Annotated in this window: 1 protein-coding gene; it reads left to right on the top strand. The window is 67.7% G+C overall.

Going from position 1 to position 2285, the window contains the following annotated elements; all coding sequences use genetic code 11:
* Positions 1 to 451: 451 nt before the first annotated feature.
* Positions 452 to 2281 carry an HNH endonuclease signature motif containing protein gene (locus HKK74_RS38785; protein ID WP_187248425.1) on the top strand — a complete coding sequence of 610 codons (1830 nt, stop codon included), beginning with the start codon at positions 452 to 454 and terminating at the stop codon, positions 2279 to 2281.
* The last annotated feature ends 4 nt before the right edge of the window (positions 2282 to 2285 follow it).

Genomic DNA, 2285 nt, shown 5'->3' with positions numbered 1-2285 from the left:
GTCATCCAAGGGAACTTACGGGAACTCACGGACAGATCCACAGAGCGATGACCTGCGCCAGAGCAGGTCACAAGATCGTGGCCCGAGATCTTCCAACCTGGTTGCTCGCAGGCGGACACACGTCTATGCAGATCAACCCGTGGACGGCGCTACGGGTGCCGTCGCTTTGGGGTGGTGAGTGCTGCTCGTGCCAAAGCCATGTCCCTCCCGACATTATCCGATTTGGCCTGAATGGACTTAATGGTGCCTATTGGTCATCAAGGAATGGCGGAAAGAATCATGAGTGGACCTATTGTTCATCGAACATGTGTGCGATAGCTTATGACTGCGGTTGGGGCTGGATTGTCAATCGCAAGCCCTGTAGTGGTCCAGTCGCCTTATCGGGGAGTGTGCTGTGGCGTCCGATCGGTTTCCGGTGTCTTCGCCGTCGTGTGCGGTGGAGGCGTTGGCGATGGTCGAGACGGCGCTTGATTTCCTGAACGCCGAGGATGTGCCGTCGCTGCCGGTGTCGGTTCAGGCGGAATTGTTGCAAGTGTGGTCGCGCATCGAGGCGAAGGGCGCGGCGGCGCATTCGGGGATGGTGGGGGCGTTCCTGGCGAGTGACGGTCCGCAGGCCGATGGGCAGCGGTCGGTGGGGGCGTGGTTGTCGTGGTTCACCCGGTGTACGCCGGCGGCGGGGCGGGGGCAGGTCGCGGGGGCGCTGCGGTTTCGCCGGCACCCGCACGTACACGAGGCTCTGACCGCGGGTGCGGTGACGGTGTCGTACGCGCGCTGGATCGCCGAGGCCACCGAGAAGTTCCCGCCGGAGGATCGCGACGCGGTCGAGCGGATTCTCGTGGAGGCCGCCGTTTCGGGCGCGATGATCGATGACCTGATCACCGTCGCCACCGCGGCCATGCGCAGACTCTGCCCGGGTGGCCCCGAAGAGCAGCAGGCGCGCAGGGACGCCGAGCGGAATCTGACGGTGTCGAAGACCCTGGGCGGGGCCGGGCGGATCAACGGCGACCTGACCGCCGAGGCGACCGCGCTGGCCGAGACGGTCATCGAGTCCCTCGCGGTGAAGGCCGGCCCGGCCGACACCCGCACCAAGGCCCAACGCCGCCACGACGCCTTCGCCGAGGCGATGCGGCGGCTGGCGGAATCGGGACTGCTCCCAGAACGAGGCGGGTGCAAACCGCAGATCAAGGTCGACATCGACCTCGAGACGCTACGGGCCCTCCCAGGATCGGCGCAGGCCGAAGAGGAATGGATCGAGCACGCCGCCGCCCGGCTCGCGCGCGACCGGCTTCACAACGACCGGGCCACGCGCGAGCTACTGGTCGATCGGACACCTGGTGAACTCCCGCCCGGACTGGCCGCCCCACGTCCCGGCACGGCAACGCCGAACCCGCCCTTCAGGGGGCCGCTCGGATCGGGGAACGGGCCGGGTCAAGAGTCGCTGCCCGGCCTGGGTGGGGGCGCGACCTTGCACGGAGTCGGGCCGATCGGCAATGGCCTCGCCGGCGCGCTCGCCTGCGATTCGGTCATCACCCCCACCGTCACCGCGACCGTCGACCTTCAGGCATTGGCGGAGATGACCGAGGAATGGCTGGCGTTCCATTTCCCGAAACGAGCTACCGGCCGCACCGGCGAAGGCACAAGGACCGATGGCAGTGCGGACGGCTTGAGGACCGATGGCAGTGCGGACGGCTTGAGGACCGATGGCAGTGCGGACGGCTTGAGGACTGATGGCAGTGGGGACGGCGCCGACCGGTGTTGTGACCGAGCACCGGCCGAAGACGCCGCGAATCATCCCTTGGCCGACCTCTCGTCTGCGGATGGCTTCGCCCGGCTGCAGCGCAGCATGCTCCGCTGGGCCATCCGGGTACTGTCCGGGCCGGGTGGGCTCGCCAGTTACCTCCGCACCGGGCTGCTCGAACGGCCGCTGGGCGGGCCCAGCATCGTTCTGGACGCCGGTGCCGACGGCAAGACGGTCCCCACCGCGTTGGAACGGCTGGTGCGGCGCCGAGACCGAGGATGCCGTTTCCCCGGCTGTGATCACCCTGCGGCGCTGTCGCAGGTGCACCACATCGTCCCCAGATCCAGGAACGGGCCGACGGCCCTGTGGAATCTGCTGACCCTGTGCAGCTTCCACCACCTCATCGCCGTGCACACCTGGGGATGGGACATCCGGCTGGACCCGGACGGCACCACCACCGCGATCGCACCGGACGGCCGGGAGATCAGCGAACGCCATCCGCCCGGAGATCCGCCCGGAAACCCACCACTCCACGCTGCCTAAAGAT

This window comes from Actinomadura alba (assembly GCF_014323705.1).
Taxonomy (GTDB): domain Bacteria; phylum Actinomycetota; class Actinomycetes; order Streptosporangiales; family Streptosporangiaceae; genus Actinomadura_C; species Actinomadura_C alba.
This window is presented reverse-complemented; position numbering and strand designations above follow the sequence as displayed.

Bases quoted from the DNA above. Each gene is read 5' to 3' on its own strand.
- HKK74_RS38785 (WP_187248425.1), top strand. From the start codon at position 452: ATGGTCGAGACGGCGCTTGATTTCCTGAACGCCGAGGATGTGCCGTCG.